Origin of the sequence: Janthinobacterium rivuli, from assembly GCF_009208735.1 — a bacterium.
GTDB lineage: Bacteria > Pseudomonadota > Gammaproteobacteria > Burkholderiales > Burkholderiaceae_D > Janthinobacterium.
Map to the genome: position 1 here is coordinate 41,193 of NZ_WFLJ01000016.1, position 23,833 is coordinate 65,025.

Sequence of the window (23,833 nt, forward strand, 5' to 3'; positions counted from 1 at the left end):
CCCTGTCGCGCGACTTTCTTCAGCGGGCCAGCAAGCGCTTGAGCTGCGCCGCCTGGTAGGCGCCGATGGCGTCGTTGAACAGGCAGCGGATCAAGGGATCGTCGACGATGTCGGCCTCCTCCAGTGCGGCCCGCGCCCCGGCATCGAACGGCCCATCGTTGATGCGCATGTACATCGACGTCAGCGATTCACCGAGCACCAGCGCCGCATGGCATTTCACCAGCGGCACTTCGGTGGTCCAGCCGGGCGCCTCGCCCGTGTCGGGCACGAGGTCGATCAAGTCGCCATGCGTGCGGTAATGCAGGACCGTGGCCGCGCCGTCATGGCCGTACAGGCTCAGGCGCCACAGTCGCGGGGCCTGGAAATAGCTATCCTCGGGCAGCTCCATGTCGCGGTAGCGTTCAAGTAAACCTTGGCGGCAAAAATCGAGCACCAATGCCGCATCATCCGCGCTCAAGGGGGCGAAACGGCGCGCGATGTCCGCCGTGGCAGGTGGCGGCGCATCGGGACGGTAGTCGAAATCGACGTCCTGCGGGCCCACGGGAACGACCCACGACAAAGGCGCGGCCGGCGTCATGCCGTGCGCGTCGAGCAGCACGGCCGTCGACGGGTCGAGACGGAAGATGTGCGCATCCGGCAGCGCGGCGCCGATCTCCCGCGCGAACCGGCGGTAGGTGATCGGGAACATCGCATGGTTGTACCAGGACCAGTCTTCCTGCACGAACTGGCAGGAACTGGGCACGAGGTAACGGGGCGCCAGCGCGCGCAGCTGCGGCACCCAGTCGTCGGGCAGTTCGACCGGGCCAGGGGGCGCCTGCGACGGCGCGATGACGGCGATCTCGCGCATGGTCTGGAATGGCCACAGCACCATGTCCCAGGGCGCGAAGGCGGCCAGCTGCGCCAGGGTCTCGGGGCCGATCCAGGAATCGACGACATTGAGCACGTTGAGGCCATCGGCGCGCACCTGGAACAGCGAATCGACATCGTCATCGAGCGCGCGGCGCGGAATCACCTCGATGGCGCCCACCCGCACGGGCACGTCGACCTGCAACTTCCCCACGTGGGTAAAACCGAGCGCGCGCAGCATCGCGAACAGTTCGTCGAAGACGCAGTACAGGTAGATGGGCGTGGCGCGGTCGAGCACGTCGAGGCTGTCGAGCGAGCAGTGATCGTCGTGGAAGTGCGAGATGAGGACGGCATCCCAGCGCAGCCGGCGCACGGCGTCGAGGTCGAAGCGCACGGGCGGAAACGCGTGGCAGTTGCGGCTGAACGGGTTTTCGACGATGGGATCGAAGGCGATGGCCGTGCCTTCGCATTCGAAGACATAGCCGGCGTGCAGGATGCGGGAGATTTTCAGGGGCATGGATAAGCTAAATAAACCCAACGGAAAATTCCGGGGTCAGACCCGCCGGGTCTGACCCCAGCTCTTGCTTTGGGGGTGAAAACAAGCATTAACTTGATGGGAAATGTTTAATACGGATTATTCAGCACATCCATCGCAAAATACGTAAAGATCATGTCCGCGCCCGCGCGCTTGATGGCGCCCAGGGTTTCCTGCACCACGCGGCGCTCGTCGATGGCGCCCGCCTCGGCGGCGAACTTGATCATTGCGTACTCGCCGCTGACCTGGTAGGCGCCGATCGGCAAACGCGTCACTTCGCGCAGGTCGCGGATGATGTCCAGGTAGGCACCGGCCGGTTTCACCATCAGCGCGTCGGCGCCTTCGGCTTCGTCGATCAGGGACTCGCGCACGGCTTCGCGGCGGTTCATCGGGTCCATCTGGTACGTCTTGCGGTCGCCCTTCAGGGTGCTGCCGGCCGCGTCGCGGAACGGGCCATACAGGCCGGAGGCGAACTTGGTCGAATACGCCATCACGGGCGTGTCGTGGAAACCGGCCGCATCTAACGCGCTGCGGATCGCCGCCACCTGGCCATCCATGGCGGCCGACGGGGCGATGATGTCGGCGCCCGCCTGGGCCGCGATGACGGCCTGCTTGCCCAGGTTGAGCACCGTGCTGTCATTGTCGACCGTGTCGCCATGCAGGATGCCGCAATGGCCGTGGTCCGTGTATTCGCAGAAGCAGGTGTCGGACATGACCACCATTTCCGGCACGGCGTCCTTGATGATGCGCGACATGCGGGCCACCAGGCCGTCCGGGTTCAGGGTGTCGGTGCCGTGGCTGTCCTTGTGGTGCGAAATGCCGAAGGTCATGACGGAGCGCAGGCCGGCGCGCGCGTAGCGCTCGATTTCCTGCGCCAGCTTCGCTTCGGGTATGCGGCGCACGCCGGGCATGGACTTGATGTCGATGAAATCGCTGGAACCTTCGTCGACGAAGATCGGCAGGACCAGGTCGCGCGGATTGATCTCGGTTTCGCGGAACAGCTCGCGCAGTTGCGGGGTCGCGCGCAGGCGGCGCATGCGCGAAGTGGGGAATTGTGCTGGCATGGGATGACTGGCTTCAGGTTAACAACGCCGGTCAGTATACGCCGATCGCGCCGCTTGCGCCGGGCCGGCCGGCAAAAAAGCCGCGCAGGTCAAGAAAGACCTCCCTGCGCCCTCATTGCGCGTGCTGCAGGGCCGCCACTTGCCAGCGCATGTCGGCCGCCAGTTGCACCAGCATGGCGCCGCGGCGGCGCGCGTCCGCCCGTTTTTTCGACGGCACCAGCTCCAGGTCCGGCATCCGGCAAGGGCCGCATGGCAGGCGGAAATCGCCGTCGCCGGTGGGCAGCGCATGCAGTTCGCGCCACGCCAGGTCGTAGTCGCACGAGATATGCCGGCGCCGGCGCCAGTTCAGGGCGATGCGGTTGGCGTTGCTGACCAGGTCCAGGTGGGCGCAGCCGAAAAAGTCGCCCAGGTCGCGCAAGGCGGCCACCATCAGGTTTTTCGGCCGGCAGCCGTGCAGCGCCCGCGTGGCCTCTTTCACCGCCTGCGCGCCGGCGGACGAGCGCAAGCCCTGCAGGGCGCCCAGCTGGATGACGCTGCCGCCAGGCCGGGGACGGAACAGGAAACTGGCCAGGTACAGCGGCACGCCGTCGCGCGTCAGGCGCAGGCACAGCTCCCCCTCGCGGTGGCTATCGTGGATGGCCGTCAGCTGCAGGCGGTAGGTGGCGCCATCCTTGCCCTCGATGGCGGCCAGCACCAATGCGCGCCGCGCCGCGTATTCCACCAGCGGCCGCGCGCCCGCCTGCCACAGGAAGCGGTAATGCCCGCACAGCAGGTCCACCCTTGCCGCGCAGCCGAGCTGGCGGCTGGCGTAGGGCCGATAAATCTTGTACAGCAGACTGGGATGGGCTTGCGCCAGCGCCGCCAGGCCAGGCGTGCCGGCGATGTAGGCTTGCCAGCGGGCGCGCTGCAGCGGAAACACGAGCGCGCCCAGCGCGGCCTTGATGCGGTGGCCATGCTGGCGCAGTGGCGCCTGCTGCGCTGCGGCATTGTCGCCGGTGGCGGTAAAAGTATGCATGAAAACGGCTCTGCGACGGGTCGGGACTGGCAAGCCGCGGCGCGCCGCGGGCAGCCCGGAAAAGGCGGCTGCGCGCACGCAGCCGCTCAACACCGGGTAGAGCGGATGATAGGGGGAGGCGAAAATGAAGGGGGTTACAAATTGGTAATGTCGACTTGGCGTATGGCGCACAAGCACATTACGGCAGGGAGCCGGCGGCAGGTTCCCTAAGGTCGCGCTTGAGCCACCGCAGCAGCCAACGCCGCGCCGGCACTTCCAGCAAGCGGTAGCTGATGCTGCTGACAACGAGCAGGATGGCGGTGAAGATCGTCGCCTTCATGATGTAGTCCGATATGCCCGTGCTAGGCAACATCAGGCGTAGCGGCTTTTGCAGCACCATGGCCAGCGGCACATGCAGCAAGTAGATGGCATACGAGCAGTCGCCCAGGAAGGCGGCTGCCTGGCCCTCGAGTATCGCCGGCCGCAGCCTCGCGGCAAGCCACACCGTCGCGGGCAGGACGCCCATCACGACGAGGCCCAGCGGTATGACATCGACGGTATCTCCTACCGCATAAAAAGCGGCAAACACGCCTAGCGCCAGCGCCGCAAAATAGGCCAGTATCCAGGCATGCATGCGGCACTGGAACAACAGTAAGCCACCGGTAAAACCCAGCAGGCCACGCAGCAAGCCTTCGTGTACGTCATCGGACTCATAGCCAGTCAGGTAGCGGTTCATCCAGACGGCGAACCCCCATAGCAGCAGCGCCGAGCACAGGTGCAGCGCGAGCTTCCAGCGCAAACCATGCATGCCCATGCGGACGGCAAAGAACCAGATCAGATTGATGGACACCTCGACGAAAATCGACCAACTGGGTCCGTTCAAGGGGAAGGTAGGCCCGTCATCCTGCAGGCAGGGCAGCATCAGCGCATTGGGCACAAAGCATGCGATGTTCGCTGACGTGGCGCCGATGCGGCTCTTGACCAGGGTCACGGCAAGGGCCGCCAGTAGCGCGACGGCGTACAGCGGATACAGCCTGGCAAAGCGGTTATACAGAAAGTCTCTGAACGGCATGCCAAGGCGGATGCGCTCTTCATAGCTGTGTGCCATGACCCAGCCGGACAGAATGAAAAAGAAGTCGACCGCCAGATAGGCGTGCGTGATCTTGAAGCCGAATATGACTGGCAGGTGATACACGGCGACCAGCATCGCGGCCAGGCCACGCAAGCCATCGAGAGAAACGATGCGGCCGCTGAAATGGCCACTCTTCATGCCAGCACCAATCATGCTTACTCCCGATATCCACCTGTCGAACTGGCGCACCGCGCCAGCAAAGAGAACCAGGCAGATGTGGCGATCACTCGATGCGGCCGCACGACGACGGGCAGGATGCACCGTCCAATGGCGACGCCACAAAAGTATTAAAATTATATCATGATGCTTTATTAAAAAGCAAATATAGCAACACTTATAGCAAAAAACACGCGGCGACCAGCAAGGCGGGCTTAGCGGACAATAAAATCGGCCAGCCTGAAACGCAGGCGCAAGCCAGGCGCCGCATCCTCGATCTCCAGGCGGCCCCCATGCAGGGCGGCGATGGCGGCCACGATGGACAGTCCCAGGCCATTGCCGGGCAAATGGCGGCTCTTGTCGAGCCGGTAAAAACGCTGCGTCAGCTTCGGCAGTTCCTCCTTTGGTACGCCGGGGCCGTTGTCGCGCACGGCCAGCCAGCTGCCGTGTTCATCGCTGCCGGCCGACACTTCCACCGTGGCGCCCGGCCCCGCGTACTTGATGGCGTTGTCGACCAGGCTGGCCAGCGCGCTGCCCAGCAGGTTGCGGTCGCCGCGCGCCGGCACGCCCTCGCCATACATCTGCACCAGCAGCACGCCCTGCTCGTCGGCCGTCGCTTCGTACATTTCCACGATGTCGGCGCCGATCTGCTGCAGGTCGAGGTTGTCGAAATTCTCCGGGCGCATGCCCGATTCGGCCGCCGCGATCTGCAGCAGCTTGTCGAACACGCGCGTCAAGTCGTCGATATCGTCGATGGCCGCCTGCGCCGCGCTCTCGTAGCCAGCCACGCCCTGCTGCTGGCGCAAGGCGCCATCGAGCTTGTTGCGGATGCGGCCCAGCGGCGTGCGCAGGTCATGCGCGATGGCGTTCGACACGTGGCGCACGCCTTCCATCAGGTGTTCGATACGGTCGAGCATGCGGTTGATGTCGCGGCTCAGCAAGCCGAATTCATCCTCGCTGGAGACGGGAATGCGCCGGCTCAGGTCTCCCGCCTCGATCTCCCCCGCCGTGCGACGGATCTGCCCGATGCGCGCTTCAAGCTGGCGGCGGAACAGCCACGCGCCCGCCACCACCAGCAGGATGGCCACCCCGCCGCCATAGGCCAGCGAGCGCAGCACCAGGGTGCGGATCGACTTGCCCTCTTCCATGTCGCGCCCGACGAACAGGCGCGCGCCGCCCTCCAGGTCGCGGATCAGCATGCGCGCGGGCACCCGGCGTCCTTCGCGCGTGACGTCGCGGTGCAGCAAGCGGCCCACGGGGCTGCCAAGGTCGGGCCAGGACGACAGATTGCCCGCCACGCGGCGGCCATCGGCGTCCACCAGCAGGAAAATCTCCGTGTCGCTGTCGGTGCGGTCAGTGAGCAAATGGGCGATTTCCGCCGTCGTGCGGCTGCTGCCCCCCTGCTGGTACAGCGCGGCGAGGCGCTCCGAGAGCAGGGCCAGCTTGCGGTCCACGCTGCGATCGAGCACGCCGATGGTGCCGAAATAGAACACGGCGCAGACGATGCTGATCGAGACGACCACCAGCACGCCATAGCCGAGCGCCAGGCGGGCCGCGATCGAGCGATGCAAGTTACGCACCGTCGAGCACGCCCAGGGTGTAGCCGACGCCGCGCACGGTGTGGATCAGCGGCGGCGAAAATTCCTTGTCCACCTTGGTGCGCAAGCGGCTCACCTGCACGTCGATGACGTTGGTCTGCGGGTCGAAATGGTAGTCCCACACGGCTTCGAGCAGCATGGCGCGCGTCACGGACTGGCCCTGGTGGCGCATCAGGTATTCCAGCAGGCGAAATTCGCGCGGCTGCAGGGCGATTTGCCGGTTGGCGCGGGTCACGCGCATGGTGCGCATGTCGAGCACCAGGTCGGCCACCTGCAGCTGCGTCGCTTCGGGCACGGGCGCGGCGCGCCGCAGCAGCGCCTCGATGCGCGCCAGCAGTTCGGCGATGGCGAACGGCTTAGACAAATAATCGTCGCCGCCGCTGCGCAGGCCGCGCACGCGCTCGTCGACGCTGGACAGGGCCGACAGCACCAGCACGGGCGTGTTGCGGCCCATGCCGCGCAGGCGCGCGACGATGGCCAGGCCGTCGATCTCGCCGGGCAGCAGGCGGTCGAGCACCAGCGCGTCCCAGTCTTCGCCGCAGGCCAGGCGCATGCCGTCGATGCCATTGTCGCAGGCGGTGACGTCGTGGCCCGCCTCGCGCAGGCCGGCACAGATATAGCGGGAAGTTTCGGCTTCGTCTTCGATGACCAGGCAGCGCACGGGAGTTCCTTGTAAAAAATCGGGACAGCAAATAGGCGCAGCATACGCCAGGCGCGCGCCGCTTGCCAGTCCCGCCGCGTGCGGCGCGCGACGACAGGGTCGGGTACAATACAGCCTCGACATTGTTTGGCCGCGCCCGCGCGCGCATGTGCGCATGTTTTTATTGGCGCATGTTTTGAGCGCCTTCCGGATTGCCGCGGCCTGCTTGGACACCACTGCCATTAACGAACATCCGGCACGCCTGGCGCGCGCCATAGACCAATACAGCCATGAAATCGACCCACTCTCTCGCACTGGCGCTGGCCATCGCATGCGGCAGCGCCGCCGCCGCAGACACCAAGCAAAGCATGCTGTTCGATGAAATCCCCATCGGCAGCTGGAGCACTTCCGCCGAACTGGGCGCCATCACCACCTCGGGCAACACGGTCGGCACCTCCGTCACTGGCAAGATCGACGCGCGCCAGGAACTCGACGACTGGAGCAACCAGTACATCTTCAGCGGTTACTTCAAGGAAGATGAAACGACCAACGACGACGGCGAGAAGGTGCGCGAACGCTCGGCCGAACGCTTTTCCGCCTCCGCCAAGGCCGCCTACAAGCTGATGGCCGACCATGAAAAACTGTTCGTGCTGGCCTCGCACGTGAACGACAAGTTCGGCGCCTACACCAAGTACTCGACCCTGGCCGTCGGTCATGGCTCGCGCTGGTACCAGTCGAGCGACAAGAGCGTCGACGTGGAAATCGGTCCGGGCTATTTCAGCGGCACCAATGATGCGGGCGAATCGGAGCACGGCCTGACGGTGCGCGGCGCGGCCGCCATGAAGTGGAAGATCAGCCAGTCGGCGATGTTTACGCAGACGGTCAGCGTGGAACGGGGCACCTCGAACACCCACTCGATCGCCGAGACGGCCCTCAGCACGAAAATCAACGGCACCATGCAGATGAAGGCCGCCTTCAGCGCCCGCAACGACACGCGCGTACCGGACGACAAGAAGAACACGGATACGCAAACCTCGCTGACCCTGGTCTACTCGTTCTGAGGTGCCGGCGATGCTGATGCGGCGCCTGCGCGCATGCGCCCTGCTGTGCGCCGCGGCGCTGCTGAGCGGCTGCGCCGCCGTCACCGTCAGCGCCATCTCGCCGGCCGACTACCTGCAGCAGCGGCGCGGCGACATCCTCACCACGGGCAAACTCAGTGCTTCGGCCAGCGAGGTGCTGCGCATCATCGGCAGCGACATCGCCGCCTGCGAAGCCAATACGGGCAGCTGCCGCGCCGACCTGGCACGCTCCGAGCTGCTCAGCGACGAGCAGCGCCTGGCGACCCTCTCCGAACTGTGGCTGGAAAGCGCCCTGGCGGAGGAAAAACAGGGCGGCCACCCGAGCGCCGAACGGCTGGCCGCGTGGCTCGAATCGGCCCGCTACGCGTACGCCTACCTGTTCTACACGACGCGCACGCCGGGCCAGCGCGCCTTCGAAGAGCGGCAGACGCAGATCCGCGACTACTATAACTACGCCGTGCAAAAGGCCGTGGGCAACCTGTTCCGCCACCGCGGCGAATACCGTCCCGACGGCCATGTGATCCGCGTCGCCGGCTGGCAGATCGACAGCGAATTGTCGGCCCTGCGCCTGCCCGAGGACGGCACCCTGCCCGAGGAACTGCTGCCGGCCACCTCACTGTCGTTTTCCGGCCTGCGCAATGTGTACCGGCGCGACGGCTTCGGCGCCGACCTGGTGGCCGTCATGCCCAAGCCGCAGGCATCGAAAGGCGAGTATGTGCCGTATCAGGAAACGCGCTTCCCCGTCGTCACGGCGCTGATCCGCTTCGACGGCAACAGCCTGCAAGAAGTGCTGGCCACGCAGCAGTTGCTGGTGATGCTGGTCGACCCGACGCGCAGCGAATCGACGCGCATGGCGGGCCAGGAACTGCCGGTGGCGGCCAATTTCACGGCAGGCTATGGCCTGTGGCTGGCCCGCTCCGGCTTCGGCGTGCAGGCGCTGCGCACCCTGTTCGGCCGCGCCGACGGCATCTCGCGCCCGCAGGTGCACCTGATGCAGCCGTACGACCCAAACAAGCGCACCATCGTCATGTTGCATGGCCTGGCCAGCAGCCCGGAAGCGTGGATCAACGTGGCAAATGAACTGATGGGCGACGAACAGCTGCGCCGCCGCTACCAGATCTGGCAGGTGTACTACCCGAGCAACGCGCCGCTGGCGGCCAACAACGCCGCCATCCGCCAGGCGCTGAACGCGACCCTGGCGCATTTCGACCCTGCGGCCAAGGCCGATGCCGCGAACGACATGGTGTTGATCGGCCACAGCATGGGCGGCGTGCTGGCGCGCCTGATGGTCTCCGACGCCAGCAACACCCTGCTCGACGCCATCACGGAAGAATACAATTTGAAGGGCAAGAAGGCGGAGAAGGTGCGCGCCGGTCTGGCGCCCTACCTGAATTTCACGGCCATGCCGCAGGTGAACCGCGCCATCTTCATCGCCGCGCCGCACCGCGGCACCTCGTTCGCCAACCACAAGGTGGCGCGCTGGATCGCCAACCTGATCACCCTGCCCATCAACATGCTCGACCAGTTGTCGGACGCGGCCGGCAGCCTGGCGCAGCTCGACACGGGCAGCAGCGAACCGCTGCGCATCCCCAACAGCATCGATAACCTCAGCGACAAGGACCCGTTCGTGCGCCTGGTGGCCGACCTGCCCATCAGCCCGAAAGTGCGCTACTACTCCATCATGGGCAACGACACGCCGGACCTGCCACTGGCGGAATCGAGCGACGGCGTGGTGCCCTACGCCAGCGCCCACCTCGACGGCGCGCAGTCGGAAAAAGTCATCCCGTCCTGGCACAGCGTGCAGGAAAGCCCGCAGGCGATTCTGGAGATACGGCGGATTTTGCGGCTGCCTGATACCTTGCCCTGATGCGCTTGGCATTATTTCCGCGTGGATTATCGCTGAATAAGAAAGTTACGTCACATGATAAAATTGCGAAACATGAGAATTTCGTATACGATGTTCTTTACCAAGCTACTGCAAAGGAATCATCATGACAGTGCATCTGCATCACGATACGCTGGCGCCCGACCGTCAGGCATTAACAGATAGTGACCTTCGGGTGGTGGAACAATTCTCGCAGCTAGTAACCGCACAGCTCGACATACTGGCACAAGGGCCCGAGCGCCAGCGCCTGATCGACGTGGCCACGCGCGCGCTCCATCAAGCGCGCGCCTTGCTGAGCGCCCCGCCGCCGCTCACGCCGCCCCAGCTTCCCGTGTCAAAACTCAAGGTGTCTGATGTCATTGGACAAGGATGGGTAGAACTGTCGCAGGCCTCCCTGTATCGCGCGGTGGAAAGCCAGCGTTTTTATTGCGTGACGCCAACAGGGCGCAGTATCGGCAAGGAATTTCCGGCATGGCAATTTGTGCAGCCCGTGCCGGAACTGATCGCGCCCGTGCTGGCCATCCTGGCCGGCCAGCCGAGTAGTGAAATCCATGCCTTCTGGATCAGCAGCACAGACGAACTCAACGAACTATCGCCAGCCGAGATGCTTGCAGGCAAATCGTTCGAAACGAGGGTCGATATCCATTCAAGCCAGCAGGCGCTGCTGAATCTGCCGGCAAACGAGAGATTGCGCAAGGTGCTTGCGTTGGCGAAGTGGCAGCATAGGGGGATGGCTGACATCGTAGGTTAACATGCGACACGGACATACAACGTCCCCCGTCCCGCCGGACATGGCTGCGCGCCTGCCGGCATTGACCTCGCTGCGCGCTGATTTATTAAGCAAACTTGCCACCCATCAAGCAGGCCAACCGTTGGTACGCGCAGCGTGGAACACGGCATCGATCTGGCCGCTGAAAGTCGAACGCACGTACCGCTTCGGCCCGCCCGCCGAGTTGGCTGGTCCGAGCGGTTTCCCCTATCACTGGATATATATCGCAGACGATGCCGACACGGCAGCCTGGGAAGCCCAGCTGTGCCGTAACGACGTCACGCGTCCGGGCACCTTTTATATCGCGCACAATGCGCAACAAGCGCTGATCGCGACGCTGTCATTCAGCGTGCCACTGCGACTGCTCGACCTGACGGGTCTGGCCGCCAGCCGGCTGGGCATCTATGACCAATGCGCAGCCTTGACCACGGCTGGTGCCAATGGCTGGGCTGGCAGCTCGATCAGATCATTACACAGGAGGCAGGGGGGATTCATGGCTTCATCTATCCGTCGCGCCGTCAGCCCGGAAAACTCGCCTATGCCCTCACCTCGCGTTACATGGCAACGCTGGGCAGGAACATGGCGCGTTCGCATCTGACGTTCGGCGACACCCCTGCCTATGCCAGCCTGCTTGCTGACCACCTGCGCGTGGACCCACCCTGACCTGACACTCCCTACGCCGGCTCGCGCCACTGGTCCTTGATCTCCAGCATGGCCGGCAAGTGCTCGATGAACAGCGCCAGCAGGTCCGGGTCGAAGTGCGTGCCGCTGTCGCGCTGCATGGTGGCGATGGCGTCCGGCACCGTCCAGGCGGGCTTGTAGGGGCGTTCGCTGGTGAGGGCGTCGAAGACGTCGGCGATGGCGACGATGCGGCCTTCGTGCGGGATTTCCTCGCCCTTCAAACCTTGCGGATAGCCGCTGCCATCCCATTTCTCGTGGTGCGTGAGGGCGATGGTGCGCGCCATTTTCAAGAGGCCGCCCGCGTGCTCGCCGATGATGGCCGCGCCGATTTCCGCGTGGCGGCGCATGACTTGCCATTCGTCCGCATCGAGCTTGCCCGGCTTTTGCAGGATGGCGTCGGGGATGCCGATCTTGCCCACGTCGTGCATGGGCGCCGCATTCAATAAATCTTCCGCCCTGGCCGCGCTGTAGCCGGCCGCCAGCGCCAACTGGCGCGCGTAATAGCTCATGCGGATGACGTGCATGCCCGTTTCATTATCTTTGTATTCGGCCGCCTGGCCCAGGGTCTGGATCACCTGCAGGCGCGAACGGCGCAATTCCTCGGCGTCGACCAGCGACAGATGCGTGCGCACGCGGGCGCGCACGATGGGCGGGCTGACGGGTTTCGTGATGTAGTCGACGGCGCCCGCGTCAAAACCGTCCGCCTCGTCCTTCACGTCGCACAGGGCGGTGACGAATATCACGGGAATGGACGCGGTGGCCGGCATGGCTTTCAACTGGCGGCACACGTCATAGCCCGTCATGGCGGGCATCATGATGTCGAGCAGGATCAATTCGACGGGGTTGCTGCGCGCCAGTTCCAGCGCCTTCTCGCCATCCTTGGCATACAGCAGGCGGTAATCGTCCTGCAGGATCTGGCGCAGCACCTGCAGGTTCGTCGCTTCGTCGTCGACCAGCAGCAGGATCGGTTTGTCTTCGTGTAAGGTCATGGTTCGCCCAATATCAGGAAAGGTCGGCAGGCGCTGGCGTATCCAGCCACGCCAGCAGCTGGCGCAGCACGCCCGCGGCGCGCGTAAATTCAAAGTCGTCGATGGCGCTGGCCAGCGCCTGCAGGCGCGGCTGCTGGCCGTGCGGCGCCAGCATGGCGGCGATCCGCGCGATCAAGGCGTCGTCCAGCTGCCCGCCTTCCAGACTGGCGATGGCTTGCCGCAGCAAGGCGCCGGTGGTGGCGGCGTCGAGCGGCGCGGCCGCTTCCGGCGTCGCACCGGCCACGGGCGCCTCGCCCGCCTCTTCCTGTTCGCCGGCCAGCGCCATGAAGGCGGCGGCCAGCTGCACCAGCAATTGCGTCGCCGGCAGCTGGCGCGCAATGGCCTGTTCGATGCGTCCCAACAGGCTTTCGACCTGCACCAGGCACAGGTTGCCCGCCGCGCCCTTGATACGGTGCAGCAAATGGCCGGCCACGCTGCCGCCGCCCCGTTCCAGTTCGGCCGCCAGCATGGCGGCGCAATCGCCATTGGCCTGCACGAAGCGGCCAATCGCCCGCTGCAAGGCTTCGCGTCCGCCCCACAGCGCGATGCCGCGCTGCCAGTCGACCTGGCCGGCGGCCGCACGCGCCGCCGCGCCGGACGCCGGCGGCGGCATGGCCACGGCGATGTCGAGCAGGCGGGCGATTTCCGCCGTCAGCTTGTGCATTTCCAGCGGCTTCGAGGCGAAACCGTTCATGCCGGCCGTCTGCGCGGCGCGCCGGTCCTGTTCCAGCACGCTGGCCGTCAGGGCGATGATGGGCGTCGCCTTCAAGCCCTGTTCGCGCTCGTGCACGCGGATCAGGCGCGTCGCTTCCAGGCCATCCATGCGCGGCATCTGCACGTCCATCAGGACGATGTCGAAGCTGCCACGGCTGAACTCGCGCACGGCGCTCTCGCCATCGCTGGCGGCGATCACCTGGTGGCCGGCTGCGCCCAGGCTGATCAGGAGCAGCTCCACGTTCTGCGGCACGTCGTCGGCCGCCAGGATGCGCAGCGGCGGCAAGGCCACAACGGGCTGCTCGCTGCGGCGCGCCACGGCCTTGCCCGGTGCCAGCGGCAGCAGCACGTGGAAGACGCTGCCCACGCCCAGGGTGCTTTCCACCGTGATGGTGCCCCCCATCAGCTCGACCAGCTGCAGCGAAATCGTCGTGCCCAGGCCCGTGCCGCCAAAGCGGCGGCTCATCGAGGAATCGGCTTGCGTGAACGGCGCGAAGATCTTGTCCAGACGGTCGGCGGGGATGCCGATGCCCGTGTCGTGCACGGCGATATGCACCTGCTCGCCCCGCATACCAACGGCCACGCGCACATGGCCCACTTCCGTGAACTTGACGGCGTTGCCGATCAAATTCGTCAGCACCTGCTGCACCCGGCGCGCGTCGCCCAGGAAGAACTGGCCCATGCCGGGATCGATATCGACGTGCAGCACCAGGTCGCGCGCATGCGCCGTGATGCGCAGCGACGCGGCCACGTGGTCGACCAGGTCGGGCAGCGAAAAGTCCACCAGTTCCAGCTCGGTGGCGCCTTTTTCCAGCTTGGCCATGTCGAGGATGTCGTTGAGCAGTTCGAGCAGGGAGCGGGCCGACTGGCGCACCGTGCCCAGGTGGCGGCGCTGCAGGCTGTCCAGGGCGGTCCCCAGCAGCACTTCCGTAAAGCCGATGATGGCGTTCATCGGCGTGCGGATTTCATGGCTCATGTTGGCCAGGAAGCTGGTCTTCGATTCGGCGGCCAGCTCGGCGCGGTCTTTCGCGGCGCGCAGGTTTTCCTGCATGGCGCGCCGTTCGCTCACGTCGGTGGCCAGCTTGACCACCTTGAACGGCTTGCCGTCCGTGTTGAAGATCGGGTTGTACGAGGCGTGTATCCACACTTCCCGGCCCGCCCTGTCGATGCGCTTGTACTCGCCGGTGTTGAATTCACCCTGCGCCAGGTGCTGCCAGAACGCGCTGTAGTCGGGCGAGGTCACGTAGCCCGGTTCGCAGAAGATGCTGTGATGCAGGCCCAGCACGTCCTCGAGCCGGTAGCCGACCAGGTTGAGAAAGTTCTCGTTGGCCGCCAGGATGCGGCCCTGCAGGTCGAACTCGATGACGGCCATCGCGCGCGAGATGGCCGTCACCTTGCCTTCGTATTCGGCGTTGCGCAATTCGCTTTCCGTGATGTCGAGGATGACGCCGTCGATCCAACGCACCACGCCGTCGTTATCGAGCACGGGGCCGCTGCTTTCGCGCACCCAGCGTTCGCGCCCGTCGCGGTGGATCATGCGGTAGACGTTCTCGAAGTCGCGCTTCTCGCCCGCCGCCTGCACGCAGGTGTCGTTGACGCGTCGGCGGTCGTCCGGGTGCACGAGGTCGAACAGCTTGACGCGGCCCTCGGCGAAGTCCTGCGGCATCCAGCCCGTCAGGTTGAAAACGGCGTCGCTGATGAAGATCATCTTCCATTCGGGCGCGAAGCTGCAGTGGAAGGACACGCCGGGGATGTTGCGGATCAGGGTGCGGTACTGGCGCTCGCTGTCCTTCAGCGCCTGCTCCATGCTGCGCGACGAACGCATGTCCGTGACAAAGGCCACGAACAGGGGCTGGCCTGGCGTGTCGATCTTGCCGATCGCCACGCGCATGGGCAGCACGGCACCGTCCTTGTGGCAGCCATCGAGTTCGCGTCCGCTGTCGAGGATGCGCGAGGCGCCCGTTTCCAGGTAGTCGCGCAGATAGCCCTCATACTCGGCCGCGTCGGCCGGCTGCAGCAGCACGCTGGCGTCGCGCCCCACGATCTCGGCTTCGCGCCAGCCGAACAGCGCTTCGGCGGCGGGATTGAAGGAGCGCACCTTGCCCTGGCCATCGATGGTGATCAGGCCGTCGGCCGCCGTGTCGACGATGGCGCGCAGGCGCGATTCGCTGGCGCTGGCATGGCGCAGCAGCTGGCGGTAGCGCAGCAAGCCGTTCGCGGCGGCGACAAACACCGTCAGGGTGACGGTGATCAGCGCCACGGCCAGCGCCACGAACGACGCCTGCACTGTGATCGTATTCTCGCCCGCCGTGGGCGTGCCGGAAAAGCGCGCCGCCAGCATGCCCGTGTAATGCATGCCGGAAATGGCCAGGCCCATCACGGCACTGCTGACCAGCAAGGATGCCAGGGGACCGAGGCGCAAACGCATGGCGCTCAGGCCGAAGCGTATCCACAACGCCAGCATGGCCATGACGACGGCCACCAGCAGCGACAGCGCGAACAGCCACGGCTGGTAGTGCAGGGTCAGCGAGGTTTGCATGGCGGCCATGCCGCTGTAATGCATGGAACCGATGCCCACGCCGACGAGCACGCCGCCCACCACCAGCTGGCGCCAGTTGATGCTGGGACGCGCCAGCAGGTGCAGCGCCACCCATGAAGCGGCCACGCCGGGCAGCATGGACAGCAGGGTCAGGCTGGGATCGAACGAGACGCGCGTGCAGATGTCAAAGGCCAGCATGCCGATGAAGTGCATCGACCAGATGCCGCCGCCGAGCGCGATGGCGCCCGTGACGATGGCCGTCTGGCGCTGGAAGCCGCGCTCGCTGCTGCGCGCCATGCCGGCGATCTGCAGGGCCATGAACGAGGCAAAGATGGCGATACCGATGGAAAACAGCACCAGCCAGCCATTGTGCGTGCCGTAGATGTACTGCATGGTATCGCTCGAGACGGCGAAGATGGAACTAAACATACTGTCGTGGCATAAGGTGAGTGAAACGTGACGTCGCAAAACATGACGGCGCACCGCGCGCGCCGGCGCCACGCTCTTTACTAAAGCGGCAACACAGCGGAAATGACAACGGTAGCAGTCGACCAGGGCAAGGCTCGGTCATCACGCCCGCGCCTACCGCGCGGGGGAAAGGTGCTTTTTACAGGGTGAAAAAGCGGAATGCGTACGAACTCTGGCGCGGATGGCTGGCCGCCAGCGTGACGATGATTTTTTAAAGAGCCATGAGTATAGTTGCTTTGCGAACATATTCATAGGACTTCAGCAATATAGTTGTCAGGAAATATATATTATGCAGCGATACGGCGACATTTTCCCGTCGTCGCCAGGTGCGCCGCCGTCACGCCGGCGTGCGCACGGCCAGCATTTCGCCCTCCGCATCGATGCCCGTTTCGACAAAACCGGCCGATGCATACAATTGCCGCGCCACCAGATTAGCGGGCGCGTAGTACAGCGCCACGCGGGCCGCACCACGGGCGCGCATCTCGTCCAGCAGCAGCTCCAGCGCATGCCGACCCAGGCCCCGTTCCTGCCAGCCCGCCGCCAGCATCAGCCGGTATAGCACGTGGGTATCTTGCCGGCCCGCCGGGCCGGGCTCCGCATACAGGGCAAAGCCGGCCAGCACGTCGCCGACATAGATGGCGCGCGCGTGCATGTGCGGGTGTGCGGCTGCCAGCGCCAGCGACTCGGCATTGCTGGCAATAAAGTCTTGCTGCGCCGCCTTTGGCGCCAGCGCGCGCACGGCATCGATGTTGCCAGCAGTGACGGCGCGCAGCGACAGCTGTGGCAAGGCTGGCCCGGCGCTCACTTATTTATTCGCGCGATGGCCGTAGCTGAGCACGCGCGTCATTTGCCAGCCTGCCGGGCTTTGCTTCCAGATGATGGTGAAATCGGCCAGGCCGTCGCAGCTGCCCGTATCGAACTGGCAAAAGCGGTGTGCACCCTGCTCGATGGCGCCGAAGTCCCGGATCGGATAGACGCGCTGCGAGCCGGCGACAATTTCCCGGCGAAATTTGCCACAGACATGCTGTTGCGTGTTGGCCAGCATGGCGTCGCGGTTCCACGTGACGCCGCCCTGGTCGTGGTAAAACTCCACGTCCGGGGCAAAGTAGCTCGCATGTTCCTGCAAGCGTCCCGCTTCGGCACAGTGATTGAAGGCATCGAAAGCCTTGGCGTCGAGCGCGACGATGGTCGCTTCCAGCGTGGCATCGGCGCCATCCGCGGCGGCGGCGTGCAGAAAAAAGGCGGCGCAGGCAAGCAGCGCGCAAACCTGCGGAAAGCGGCAAGGCAAGAAACGATACATGGACATTTCCTTTTCACCGGCGCTCACGGGGCCGGCGTGCGAGCATCATAGCAGAGTCAATTACGCCTGCGGCCAGCGCGCGCGGATGGCGGCGCACGACTGGCAATGCGGGCCGGCCGTCTTGCTGACGGCAATGCCGGCAAGCGTGCAGCGGCGGCTGAGCTCATCCTTGATCTGCCGCAACGACCAGCGCTGCGGCACGGGCAGGTCCAGACCCACCACGCGGATCACGGGAAAATCCGCGCGCGTCGTCTGCAGCAGCAGGTCCACGCGCGTCAGCGGCGTCGAACCGCGGTAGACGGAGGATGCGCCCGCATGGCTGACCAGTTCGACCCGCTGCAGTTGCGCCAGGTCAAGCTGCACCGTCTTGTCCCAGCCCGGCAGGTGCCGCGCATGGCGCCGCAGCAGCAGGCTAGCGTCGTCGAGTTCCACATGAAAGAGCAAAGCGCGTCCGGGAAACAGCACCAGGCCGGCGATCCAGGCGGCCAGCGCCAGCGGGCCGAACAACACTGCCTCGCCCGCATACGGCATGTCGCGCCAGACGGCTTGCAAGACAAAGGCGATGATCAGCGCGCAGCCGCCCAGCAGCACGCTGCGCGACAGCACGGGACGCATGTCCGCCATCAACGCGGCCTGGGCCGCCGCATCGTCGGCTGGCGCAAAGCAGATCCATTCGGCGCGTGCCCGTTTCAGCTTGCGCGCCGGCTCTGCGCTCAAGCGTTCTGCGCCAGCATGCCGCGGAACCAGGCCAGGTGCTCGCGCGTCAGGTAATTGGCGCCGTCGCCATGCAGCAGGACGATCTCGATCTCGGGGGGAATCGACGCGAGCAGCTGCGCGCCCGTGACGGGAATCTTGGGAAAATGGATACCGGCGAGGAAGGCGGGATCTTCCGCCACCGTCACGCACTGACGCTCGGGGTTCGGCGACGGCACGAGGAACAGGTCGATCTGCTCGCTTTGCCCGCCGATGACGACGTGTAATTGCGCGACCAGCAGTTCGGGCAGGATCAGCTCGATGTTATTTTCGGCGCGCGATTGCTGAAAAGCGCTTTTCAGGGGCGTGAGGAGAGGAATGGCGGTCATGGCAAAGTGAAAAGATAAAGACGGCGGCAGTGTAGCAGAGGCGCCCGGACGGGCGCGCTCCGCTGGCGCCACGGCTACAGCTTGTAGTTCAAGGACAGCATCACGCTGCGCGGCGCGCCGTAGCGTTCCAGCCCGCCCGACCAGGCGTAGCCGAGTCCCTGGTAGTAGCGGCGATCGAGCACGTTGTCGATATTCAAGCGCAGCTGCAGCTGCTCGTTGATGCGATAGCCGGCATTCAGCCCGACGATGGCATAAGCGCCCTGCCGCGTCAGGTAAGCCTTGTCGCGCCGCTCGATCTTGTCCTGCGCAGTCACGGAGGCGCCCAGGTTCCATTGGGCCAGGCTGCCGCGCAGCTGCACGTTCGTGTACAGCTTGAACAATTGCTTCGGCTCGTCCGTGGCGATACGCTGGCCGATGTTGGCGGCCACGCTATCCTTCGTGTACTTGGCCAGCACATAGGTGTAGCCGCCCGCGATCTGCCAGCCCGGCAATGGCGAGCCCGACAATTGCAGATCGACGCCTTCGCTCTGCACCTGCCCGGCCGCGCGGGCGCAATAGATGGCGCCGCCCGTGGGGCAATTGACTTCATCGGTCATGGCGCGGTTGTTTTGCTTGATGCGGAACAAGGCGCCGCTGGCGTTGAGCCTGCCGCCAAAATACTCCCCCTTGACACCCACTTCCAGGTTGGTGCCGCTCAACGGTGGCAAGCCATTGCCGTTGACATCGAGCACGCTTTGCGGCTGGAAGATCTGCGTGCCGCTCGCATACACGGAGTGATGCGGGTCCACATCGTAGACCAGGCCCGCATACGGCGTGAATTTCGCGCTTTCCGTCAGGTCGCGGCGCCACGTCGGAGTGCTGGCATACCAGCCCGTGACGTCCTGCGCATACCAGCCGAAGCGTCCGCCCAGCAGCAGGCGCAGCGGATCTGCCAGGCTGAAGTTGCCGGCCGCGTACAAGCCCTTCTCGTCCGTCTTGCGGCCCCAGTTGTACGGCTCGAAAGGCGCGCCGTTCATGCGGTAAGCGCGCGGATTCCAGCGGCGGATGTCGATCACGCGCTTCCCGGCGCCTTCCCAGCTCTGCGCCGCGTCCGAATCGTCATGGCGGTAGCTGGCGCCGACGATGACGTCATGCTGACGGCCGAACCAGGTGACGGGACCGCTCAAGCGCCAGTCCGCCACCACTTGTTGCGTGCTGTACTTCCAGCCCGTTTCCGACTGTTCCAGCAAATACGTTTCGCCGTCGACGCGGCTGTTGGTGGTATTGCGCGTGCTCGACGAGGCGTCGATATGCGTGATGGCGAAGCGGCTGCGCCAGCCCTGCCCCAGCTGCGTTTCCAGGTCGGCGAAAACGACGTTGTTGTCGCGTTTCTGGAACGAGTCGGCGTTATTCAGGAAAGTCGAGCGGGGCAAGTCCATGTGGCGGCCGTCAAGCAAGGTCGGCAAGCCGACGAACACGCCATCGGTGCGGCTGTGCTGGCGCGAAAAGCCGATGCCGGCCGTGGTCGACGGCGTCAGGTCCGCCTCGACGATCGCATACACGGTGCTGTTCTTGTTGTTGACCACGTCGACGAAACTGTCGCTGTCGCGCAGACTGGCCGCCACGCGCCCGCGCACGCTGCCCGATTCGTTCAGGGCATTGCTGGCGTCCACCGTCCCTTGCCGGTCCTGCCAGCTGCCCACGTGGGCGGACGCGTTCAGCAAGGGCGTGGCCGTGGGGCGCTTGCGTATCATGTTGATGCTGCCCGACGGCGCGCCCGCCCCTTCCATCAAGCCGGTGGCGCCGCGCACCACTTCCACCCTGTCGTACATCAGCATGTCGGCCGAGACGTTGCGCTCATTGAAACCCGTGACATCGAGCGGCAAGCCATCGACATTCACGTGGCTCAGGGCGAAGCCGCGCGCGAAATACGTGGTTTCCTGGTCGGACACGCCCTGCGTCTTGCCATACAGACCGGGCGTGGCGCGCGCCACGTCCTGCAAGGTGGTCAGATCGAAATCCTCCATTTGCTGGCGCGAAATGACGCTGACCGTTTGCGGCGTGTGGCGCTGCGACAGGTTCAAGCCCGTCGCCGTCGACATATTGCGCGACGTATACAGCCCCGTGCCTTCCGTGGCGCGGTCCGCCTCGGCGCTGACGACCACGGCGGGCATGCTGGCCAGGCCGCCATCGGCCGTGCTGGTATTGATCTTGCGCAGCAGGTAATTGCCCTCGCCGCTGCCAAGCACTTCGAGGCCGCTGCCTTGCAGCAGTTGCTGCAGGCCGGCGGTAACGCCATGGCGTCCCTGCAAGCCCGGCGTCACCAGGCCGTCGAGCGCCACGCCCTGGGTGGACAGGTTGATCCCGGCGGCGATGGCAAACGTGGACAGCGCATCGCGCAGGCTGCCGGCGGGAATATGGTAGTCGCGCACGCTGGCGGCCGGGCTGGCCTCGGCGGCCAGCGCCACGTGCGGCAAGCCGGTGCCGGCGGCGCTCACGGCCAGGAACAGGACCAGCGCGGCGCGCACGGCGCCGGTGGTGGGATGGAGCGTCATGCGTGCTGTGCTGAAGCTGCGGTACTGCAAAGCCATGTGGACCCTTTCGATGGTTCGGATTGTTCGTTCTCTACCTTGTATGACGAAGCAATCTCAAAAAAGGGACAGGCAAGCGGCAAATAATTTGGCGCTGTCCTCGTAAAATAGGGGAAATGCCGGAATCTTCCCTTGGCGGTGCTGTCTGACTCTGCATACCCACCACACAGGGAGCAGATCATGCGGCCAGCCGAATGGATCAGCTTTATCGCGCAGTTTGCGCAGTTGAACCGGCGCCAGCGGCAGGCGGGCATGGCCCTGCTGCATGGCAACACGCCACACGACGCGACCGTCGCGTTGCTGGAAAGCGTGGCGCAGTCGCGCTTGGCCTGCCCAGCCTGCCACTCGCCGCACCTGCATCGGCATGGCCATGCGCACGGCCTGCAGCGCTACCGCTGCGTGCCTTGCGGGCGCACCTTCAATGCCTTGACGGGCACGCCACTGGCCCGCCTGCGCCATAAGGCGTTGTGGCTCGATTATGCCGATTGCCTGCTCGATTCCCGGTCGGTACGCCAGGCGGCCAGCCAATTGGGCGTGCACCGCAACACCACGTTTCGCTGGCGCCACCGCTTTTTATCGTTGGCAAAAACGGACCGGCCGCATGGCCTGCATGGCATCGCCGAGGCCGACGAGCTATATGTGCTGGAATCGGAAAAGGGATCCAGGCAGATGACGCGTCCGGCCCGCCGCCGGGGCGGCCATGCGCAACGGCGCGGCATATCCAACGAGCAAGTCTGCATCCTGGTGGCGCGCGACCGCACGGGCCAGACCCTCGATTTCGTCACCGGCAAAGGCGCGCTGACCAAGGCGCAGCTGCACCGCTGTTTGTTGCCCATCATCGATAAGGATATCCTGCTGGTCACGGATGGCCATGCCGCCTACCGGGCGTTTGCCATGGAAGCGGGCCTCAGTCATCAGGCCGTCAACCTGCGCGCCGGCATCCGCGTGCGCGGTGCCGCGCATGTGCAGAACGTCAATGCGTATCATAGCCGCCTGCGCGAATGGTTAAGGCCGTTTCACGGCGTGGCCACGCGCTATCTGCCAAACTACCTGGGATGGCGCTGGATACTCGACGCCAAGCGCATCCGCTCACCCGAAACGTTATTGAAAGCAACGCTGGGAGCGTTCCCACATCTGACGGTGACATAGCCAATAATTTCTTCAGGCCGCCTCGACACTGATCCAGTAGCGCGTGCGGCGCGCCAGCCGGATCGGCAAGGCGCGTTGCAGCAAGAGCAGGATGTTGTCCGGGTCGTTCAATTGAAAAATGCCGTCCACGGGCAGGGCCGCCAGCGCGGGATCGCAGCGCAGCACGCCGTGGCGATAGCGCGCCACCTGTTCCAGTACCTCGCCCAGCGGCATGCGCTCGGCGATCAGCACGCCCCGCAACCACGCGTCCGCATACGGCGCCAGCGGTGACAAGGGGGACACGGCGAGATCATCGAAACCGCCCTGCCGGCCCGCATCGACCCTGCGCAAGGCGCCTGGGGCCTGCGCTGGCTCGATCTCCACGGCGCCTTCGCTGACACTCACCTGCGTGCGCGACGCCAGCACGCTGCCGCCCTGGCGCACGCTGAAGTGCGTGCCCAGCGCGCGCACGGCGCCATTGCTGCTGCGCACGAGGAACGGACGCGCCGGCACGGCCGCATCGTGCGCCGTGGCGACATGGATTTCCCCCGCGTGCAGCACGACCTGCCGCGCCGCGTCGTCAAAGCGCACGTCGATGGCCGTGTCCGTATTGAGCACCAGTTGCGTACCGTCGGGTAACGTCATGTGGCGGATTTCCCCCGTGGCCGTGCGGATGGCGGCATGCCACGCTTGCCAGGGCGCCGACTGGCTGGCCAGCCACCATGCCGGCCCGGCCGAGATCAGCCCGGCCAGGCCGTACAGCACGGCACGCCGCTGCGACGAGCGCGGCGCCGCGTCCGCCGTCTGGCGCAGCGCGACCGGCACGCTGGCCAGGGTGCCGCACACCAGCTCGGCCCGCTGCCACGCCGTTTCGTGCGCGGGATCGCTGGCGTGCCAGGCCTGGAACGCTTGCTGCTCGGCCCCAGTCAAGGGGCCCGCATGCAGGCGCACCAGCCATCGCGCCGCCGCCCGCGCGGCGCGGGGATCGACCGTCCCCTTCACAGGATCAGCAGGATGCAGCGCTCGAACGCCTGCACCATGTAGCGCTTGATGCTGCGCTCGCTCACGGCCAAGCGCCGGGCGATTTCCCCGTAGCCGAGGCCATCGACATGGGCCAGCAGGAAGGCATTGCGCACCAGCGGCGGCAAACCGTCGAGCATGGCATCGATGCGCTGCAAGGCTTCGCGCACGAGCAAGCGCTCTTCCGGCGACTGCATCAGCAATTCAGGCTGCTGCGCCAGGGTTTCCAGCCACGCCTGCTCCAGCGACAGGCGCCGGTAATGGTCGATCAGCAGGCGCTGCGCCACGGTCGTCAGGTAGGCGCGCGGCTCGCGCAAGCTCTGCCGGCAGTCCGGCGGCGCCGTCAGCAGGCGCACGAAGGTATCCTGCGCCAGGTCGGCCGCATGGTCGGCGCACTGCAGCTTGGCGCGCAGCCAGCGCATCAGCCAGCCATGGTGGTGGCTGTAGATGCCGGCTATTGAATCGCTGGACTGCGCAATGTTCACTGGGGGACTCCGATGCGCAAGGCAAGGCGCGGCCAATTGATAGTAATTCTCATTATCACAAATCATTGCCTGCGGCGTCAATGCCGATGTCTGCCCCCGCGCGGAAACTGTTGTTTCAGG

General features: G+C 65.4%; 20 protein-coding genes. 5 read left to right on the forward strand and 15 right to left on the reverse strand.

Going from position 1 to position 23,833, the window contains the following annotated elements:
* Positions 1–19 precede the first annotated feature (19 nt).
* The 6 genes from GCN78_RS20680 to GCN78_RS20705 form a co-directional block, all read right to left on the reverse strand.
* Positions 20–1,363, reverse strand: coding sequence for an MBL fold metallo-hydrolase (locus GCN78_RS20680; protein ID WP_152253370.1), 1,344 nt, complete (start codon positions 1,361–1,363; stop codon positions 20–22).
* A gap of 107 nt (positions 1,364–1,470) precedes the next feature.
* Positions 1,471–2,445: a porphobilinogen synthase gene (gene hemB / locus GCN78_RS20685; protein ID WP_152253371.1), complete on the reverse strand. Its 975-nt coding sequence runs from the start codon at positions 2,443–2,445 to the stop codon at positions 1,471–1,473.
* Between the two features lie 112 nt (positions 2,446–2,557).
* Positions 2,558–3,460 carry a VirK/YbjX family protein gene (locus tag GCN78_RS20690; RefSeq protein ID WP_152253372.1) on the reverse strand — a complete coding sequence of 301 codons (903 nt, stop codon included), beginning with the start codon at positions 3,458–3,460 and terminating at the stop codon, positions 2,558–2,560.
* 178 nt (positions 3,461–3,638) lie between these two features.
* Positions 3,639–4,832, reverse strand: a complete 1,194-nt coding sequence (locus GCN78_RS20695) for an acyltransferase family protein (RefSeq protein WP_152253373.1) — start codon at positions 4,830–4,832, stop codon at positions 3,639–3,641.
* Between the two features lie 110 nt (positions 4,833–4,942).
* Positions 4,943–6,307: a sensor histidine kinase gene (locus tag GCN78_RS20700; RefSeq protein WP_152253374.1), complete on the reverse strand. Its 1,365-nt coding sequence runs from the start codon at positions 6,305–6,307 to the stop codon at positions 4,943–4,945.
* Positions 6,300–6,986, reverse strand: coding sequence for a winged helix-turn-helix domain-containing protein (locus tag GCN78_RS20705; protein WP_152253375.1), 687 nt, complete (start codon positions 6,984–6,986; stop codon positions 6,300–6,302). Before GCN78_RS20705 ends, GCN78_RS20700 begins: the two co-directional genes overlap by 8 nt.
* 269 nt (positions 6,987–7,255) lie before the next feature.
* Between GCN78_RS20705 and GCN78_RS20710 the strand changes: the two genes are divergently transcribed.
* The 4 genes from GCN78_RS20710 to GCN78_RS20725 all read left to right on the forward strand — a co-directional run bounded on the left by GCN78_RS20710 (position 7,256) and on the right by GCN78_RS20725 (position 11,296).
* Entirely contained in the window at positions 7,256–8,026 is a 771-nt protein-coding gene (locus tag GCN78_RS20710; protein ID WP_152253376.1) for a DUF481 domain-containing protein, read from the forward strand.
* Positions 8,027–8,042: 16 nt separating this feature from the next.
* Positions 8,043–9,911, forward strand: a complete 1,869-nt coding sequence (locus GCN78_RS20715; protein ID WP_226939748.1) for an esterase/lipase family protein — start codon at positions 8,043–8,045, stop codon at positions 9,909–9,911.
* Positions 9,912–10,035: 124 nt separating this feature from the next.
* A complete protein-coding gene (locus GCN78_RS29765) occupies positions 10,036–10,680 on the forward strand; it encodes a hypothetical protein (protein ID WP_226939749.1) in 645 nt (214 codons plus the stop codon).
* A 40-nt stretch (positions 10,681–10,720) separates the two neighbouring features.
* Positions 10,721–11,296, forward strand: coding sequence for a hypothetical protein (locus tag GCN78_RS20725; RefSeq protein WP_152253378.1), 576 nt, complete (start codon positions 10,721–10,723; stop codon positions 11,294–11,296).
* 76 nt (positions 11,297–11,372) lie between these two features.
* Here the strand turns inward: GCN78_RS20725 and GCN78_RS20730 are convergent, their stop codons facing one another.
* From GCN78_RS20730 to GCN78_RS20760, 7 genes are all read right to left on the reverse strand, one after another.
* Positions 11,373–12,368: a response regulator gene (locus tag GCN78_RS20730; RefSeq protein WP_152253379.1), complete on the reverse strand. Its 996-nt coding sequence runs from the start codon at positions 12,366–12,368 to the stop codon at positions 11,373–11,375.
* A 13-nt stretch (positions 12,369–12,381) separates the two neighbouring features.
* Complete coding sequence (locus GCN78_RS20735; RefSeq protein WP_152253380.1) at positions 12,382–16,089, reverse strand: PAS domain S-box protein; 3,708 nt, start codon at positions 16,087–16,089, stop codon at positions 12,382–12,384.
* Positions 16,090–16,465: 376 nt separating this feature from the next.
* Complete coding sequence (locus GCN78_RS20740) at positions 16,466–16,933, reverse strand: GNAT family N-acetyltransferase (protein ID WP_152253381.1); 468 nt, start codon at positions 16,931–16,933, stop codon at positions 16,466–16,468.
* Positions 16,934–17,428, reverse strand: a complete 495-nt coding sequence (locus GCN78_RS20745; protein ID WP_193316812.1) for a nuclear transport factor 2 family protein — start codon at positions 17,426–17,428, stop codon at positions 16,934–16,936.
* 60 nt (positions 17,429–17,488) lie between these two features.
* Entirely contained in the window at positions 17,489–18,145 is a 657-nt protein-coding gene (locus GCN78_RS20750) for a hypothetical protein (RefSeq protein ID WP_152253383.1), read from the reverse strand.
* A complete protein-coding gene (locus tag GCN78_RS20755) occupies positions 18,142–18,510 on the reverse strand; it encodes a hypothetical protein (protein ID WP_152253384.1) in 369 nt (122 codons plus the stop codon). The genes GCN78_RS20750 and GCN78_RS20755 overlap by 4 nt, the downstream gene beginning before the upstream one ends.
* A gap of 74 nt (positions 18,511–18,584) precedes the next feature.
* Positions 18,585–21,044, reverse strand: a complete 2,460-nt coding sequence (locus GCN78_RS20760) for a TonB-dependent siderophore receptor (protein WP_226939750.1) — start codon at positions 21,042–21,044, stop codon at positions 18,585–18,587.
* Between the two features lie 216 nt (positions 21,045–21,260).
* Between GCN78_RS20760 and GCN78_RS20765 the strand changes: the two genes are divergently transcribed.
* Complete coding sequence (locus GCN78_RS20765; protein ID WP_152253386.1) at positions 21,261–22,229, forward strand: IS1595 family transposase; 969 nt, start codon at positions 21,261–21,263, stop codon at positions 22,227–22,229.
* 12 nt (positions 22,230–22,241) lie between these two features.
* On the opposite strand, the gene GCN78_RS20770 is transcribed toward GCN78_RS20765, so the two are convergent.
* The gene (locus tag GCN78_RS20770) at positions 22,242–23,210 is read right to left on the reverse strand and encodes a FecR domain-containing protein (RefSeq protein ID WP_152253387.1); all 969 of its coding nucleotides are present in this window, start codon (positions 23,208–23,210) and stop codon (positions 22,242–22,244) included.
* Positions 23,207–23,713 (reverse strand): sigma-70 family RNA polymerase sigma factor, encoded by a 507-nt coding sequence (locus GCN78_RS20775; protein WP_226939751.1) that lies wholly within the window; start codon positions 23,711–23,713, stop codon positions 23,207–23,209. Before GCN78_RS20775 ends, GCN78_RS20770 begins: the two co-directional genes overlap by 4 nt.
* Positions 23,714–23,833 lie beyond the last annotated feature (120 nt).

Coding starts and splice junctions, on each gene's coding strand:
- GCN78_RS20715 (WP_226939748.1), top strand. CDS start 8,043: ATGCGGCGCCTGCGCGCATGCGCCCTGCTGTGCGCCGCGGCGCTGCTG.
- GCN78_RS20745 (WP_193316812.1), bottom strand. CDS start 17,428: ATGTATCGTTTCTTGCCTTGCCGCTTTCCGCAGGTTTGCGCGCTGCTT.
- GCN78_RS29765 (WP_226939749.1), top strand. CDS start 10,036: ATGACAGTGCATCTGCATCACGATACGCTGGCGCCCGACCGTCAGGCA.
- GCN78_RS20755 (WP_152253384.1), bottom strand. CDS start 18,510: ATGACCGCCATTCCTCTCCTCACGCCCCTGAAAAGCGCTTTTCAGCAA.
- GCN78_RS20725 (WP_152253378.1), top strand. CDS start 10,721: ATGGCTGCGCGCCTGCCGGCATTGACCTCGCTGCGCGCTGATTTATTA.
- GCN78_RS20680 (WP_152253370.1), bottom strand. CDS start 1,363: ATGCCCCTGAAAATCTCCCGCATCCTGCACGCCGGCTATGTCTTCGAA.
- GCN78_RS20765 (WP_152253386.1), top strand. CDS start 21,261: ATGCGGCCAGCCGAATGGATCAGCTTTATCGCGCAGTTTGCGCAGTTG.
- GCN78_RS20730 (WP_152253379.1), bottom strand. CDS start 12,368: ATGACCTTACACGAAGACAAACCGATCCTGCTGCTGGTCGACGACGAA.
- GCN78_RS20710 (WP_152253376.1), top strand. CDS start 7,256: ATGAAATCGACCCACTCTCTCGCACTGGCGCTGGCCATCGCATGCGGC.
- hemB (WP_152253371.1), bottom strand. CDS start 2,445: ATGCCAGCACAATTCCCCACTTCGCGCATGCGCCGCCTGCGCGCGACC.
- GCN78_RS20760 (WP_226939750.1), bottom strand. CDS start 21,044: ATGACGCTCCATCCCACCACCGGCGCCGTGCGCGCCGCGCTGGTCCTG.
- GCN78_RS20735 (WP_152253380.1), bottom strand. CDS start 16,089: ATGTTTAGTTCCATCTTCGCCGTCTCGAGCGATACCATGCAGTACATC.
- GCN78_RS20690 (WP_152253372.1), bottom strand. CDS start 3,460: ATGCATACTTTTACCGCCACCGGCGACAATGCCGCAGCGCAGCAGGCG.